General features: G+C 55.4%; 3 protein-coding genes. 2 read left to right on the forward strand and 1 reads right to left on the reverse strand.

Features of this window, described 5'->3' with window-relative positions; genetic code table 11:
* Positions 1–43: 43 nt before the first annotated feature.
* The gene (locus tag QZL66_RS00560) at positions 44–253 is read right to left on the reverse strand and encodes a DUF896 domain-containing protein (protein WP_022409823.1); all 210 of its coding nucleotides are present in this window, start codon (positions 251–253) and stop codon (positions 44–46) included.
* 211 nt (positions 254–464) lie between these two features.
* On the opposite strand from QZL66_RS00560, the gene QZL66_RS00565 reads away from it, so the two are divergent.
* The gene (locus QZL66_RS00565; protein WP_022409824.1) at positions 465–1187 is read left to right on the forward strand and encodes an SDR family oxidoreductase; all 723 of its coding nucleotides are present in this window, start codon (positions 465–467) and stop codon (positions 1185–1187) included.
* 263 nt (positions 1188–1450) lie between these two features.
* Positions 1451–3340, forward strand: coding sequence for an LTA synthase family protein (locus QZL66_RS00570; RefSeq protein WP_022409825.1), 1890 nt, complete (start codon positions 1451–1453; stop codon positions 3338–3340).
* Positions 3341–3501 lie beyond the last annotated feature (161 nt).

Below are 3501 nucleotides of genomic sequence, written 5' to 3' on the forward strand. Positions count from 1 at the left end.
TGCAAAGTCGCCAGACGCTCTTTGTGCGGTATTGCCCTAAGTCTTATTTTTTCTTTTCGTCTTTCGGACGGTACGAAGAGCCGTCCGGCTCGACGATCACCGTATTGTCCAGCTGGCCACGAAGATTTCCCACCACGGCACGGCGGTACTCATTGCGCAGGGCTTCCTGCTCCTGCTTTTCCTCCGTCGTCAGTCCCTCGGTGCGGGACTTCTTTGCCAGTTCATTGATACGTGCTAGTTTTTCCGGATGCATTGTCATTCCTCCCAGTGTGATCTGCCATGTTTCAGGGAACTGCGCTGCGTCATTTCCGGCGCAGTCTTGCGTAAAATTTCCCCATTAAGTATAGCACTTCCTCTCGGAAAATGCAAGCAATTCCGACAGTGTTTGCAAAATCTGCATAATTTTTTTGCGTATTATCCGGAAAGATTTCCCATCACGATTCTCAGATCAGGAGTGGATTCCTATGATAAAAACAGCATTGATTACCGGTGCATCCCGCGGCATTGGCGCAGCGACCGCACGCCTGCTCGCCGCAGACGGCTACTGCGTCGCCGGAACCTGCTGCCGCAGCCAGGCGGAGATGGAGGAGCTTGCACGCACTACAGGCATTCTCCCCATCCGGACCGACCTCTCCGACCCCGCACAGATCCCGCAGCTGGCGCAGCGTGCGCTGGAACTGCTGGGACACGTGGACGTTCTGGTCAACAACGCCGCCTGTTCCTACATCGACCTCTTCCAGTGTATGCCGCCGGAGCGCATCCGGGAGCTGTACGCCGTCAATCTCACTGCCGTGGTGGAGCTGACACGGGCGCTGCTGCCCAGCATGCTGTCCCGCCACAGCGGCTGCATCATCAACATCTCCTCTGTCTGGGGGGAGACCGGCGCCTCCTGTGAGGTGGACTATGCCGTCACCAAGGGCGCTGTGCTGGCGCTGACACGGGCGCTGGCAAAAGAGGTGGGGCCGTCCGGCATTCGGGTAAACGCCGTTTCGCCGGCGACGATCCTCACCGACATGACCGCCCATCTCCCGCCGGAAACGCTGGCGGAACTGGCGGAGGAAACGCCGCTGGGGCGGAACGGCACACCGGAGGATGTGGCGGAGGCAGTGCGCTTTCTCGCCTCTGACCATGCCGCCTTTATCACCGGACAGGATCTCCCCGTCAACGGCGGATTTCTATGCGTTTAAGCACCGTTTCTAAAATCAACGGTGCGCCTGGTATATGTCTTTCTGCAAATTCTCCGGTTCGTATCGTTTTGCACAAATTTCACATGCCGCCGGTTTTTCTTTCGATAGAATTTACAAAGTTCGTGAAAAATGGGTGAGTATTTCCCCGGAGCGCTTGCAGAATCTGCGGGTTTGTGCTATAGTAAAAGGGTATCGGCTCTGTTTGGAAATCCCATTTTTCCGGACAGACACACAATCATTTTACGTAAAGGTGAGAAAGACAAATGAAACAAAATCATTCGTGGAAAGGCTGGTTTTCCTCGGTGCGGGCCTGGGGATGCTCCGTACAGGAAAAGCGTTCCTACAATACCCTGCGCTTCCCCATGACCAATCGGCTGATCCTGCTGCTCTACCCGCTGTTCATTGTCTGCATGGCAGAGCTGAATCAGGATAAGTACCCCAGCAAGCTGGTGCTCTTCATCTCCGAACACCCCACCATCATGCTGTTCAACGTTCTGATCGCAGCGCTGATCTTTACAGGGCTGCTGCTGCTGTTCCGTTCCGGATGGTTCTCCATGCTGGTGGAAAGCGTCATCTATATGGCGCTGAGCATCACGGAGCTTTTCAAGTACAACACCAACGGCAACCACCTCATCATGACAGACATGAAACTGGCACGGAGTCTGAAGAGCCTGACCTCCTTTGCCTACATCAAGATCACACCAAGACTGATCCTCTATCTGGCGATCTGTCTGGGATTCATCCTGCTGGCGTTCTGGTTCAACCCACGGCTCAGGAAGCGCACCAAGCTGCGCAAGCGTCTGCTGCCGGGACTCGCCTGCCTGATCTGCTGCGTGATGGTCGTTACCGTTCCTGCAGTCTCCCGGCCGGTCTATGCGCTGTTCCGTCTGGACACCAAGGAGGCAGACAACACCTTCATTCTCAACGAGAAGTTCGAGAACAACGGCTTTCTGGCGTTCTTTATGCAGACCGGTTCGGAGAATCTCTCCAACCAGCTGGATGAGCCGGCGGACTACGCCGAGAACAGCGACAACGCCATCCGGCAGTATCTGGCAAGCGACGTTGCGGAAACCAACTTCAAGAACGGCGTAAAGCCCAACGTCATTGAGATCATGTCCGAGTCCTTCGCCGACTTCCGGGTATTCTCCAAGGAACTGGAGGAGCTGGGCTACACCGGTCTGGATTCCTACTATGCCGGTCTGGACAAGGCGGCATCCATGGGAACGGAGGGCAAGTTCATCGTTCCCACCTATGCCAGCTACACCGTGCGCACGGAATTCGAGATGCTGTTCGGTCTGCCGGTCAAGTCCCTGAACGACCCGAATATGCCGCAGCGCATGCTGCTGGACCGCCAGCAGCCCACCATCCCCTCCTACTACAAGAGCTGGGGCTACACCACAGCGTATGTGCACCCGTTCCAGAGCAGCTTCTACAGCCGCAAGCGCATCTACAGCAACTTCCGGTTCGATACCATGATCTTTGAGGACGACTTCACCGTTCCGGTCACCACCTACGGCGAGTACATCGACGACAATGTAGTATACGATCAGATCGAGTCCCTCATCGCCTCTTCCAGCGAACCGCTCTATCTCCACGCCACCACCATGCAGAACCACCAGCCCTATTCGGACGGCGACAGCGACGACGAATTCCTGAACTATCTGTCCCGCATCCAGCACTCCGCAGACGGTCTGGCAGAGATGCTGGAGCATCTGTCCGAAGCCAACGAGCCGACCATCGTGCTTTTTATCGGCGACCACTTCCCCTCGCTGCGTGGCGATAACGGCATTTACAACCAGCTGAACATCACCAGCGAAAACTGCTCCGACCTCTATGAGCAGCACTACATCCTCTGGAACAACTTCAACATGGACACCAGCGTGCTGCCCAGCGATCCGGTTTCCATCTTCTATTACCCCTATCTCATCATGGAGATGATCGATGCCCCCCGGGACAGCTTTACGCAGACTATGATGGACGAGATGCAGACCGAACCGGTCTACTCCACCAACTATCACCCGTTCCAGGAGCCCGATCAGAAGCTGAATACGCTGACCTATGACCGTATTCTGGGAGATATCATCTCCCCCAGCGCGCTGGATGTTCTCCCCGATCCGGAGGAGGATTCCACAGAGGAAACCACAACGGATTGAGCAGAGGTGCGATATCATAATTCATGAAGCAAAGGGACATGGTGCGATCCATGTCCCTTTTTGTGTATTGTAGATGATAAACAAAGCATATCGTGCGGAAACGAAAAGACTCTAGAACCGTTGCCCCCGTCAGGCTGATCCAACTGAGCACAGTTGGCGAG

This window comes from Ruminococcus sp. CAG:330, from assembly GCF_000437175.1.
Taxonomy (GTDB): Bacteria; Bacillota; Clostridia; order Oscillospirales; family Ruminococcaceae; genus Ruminococcus_C.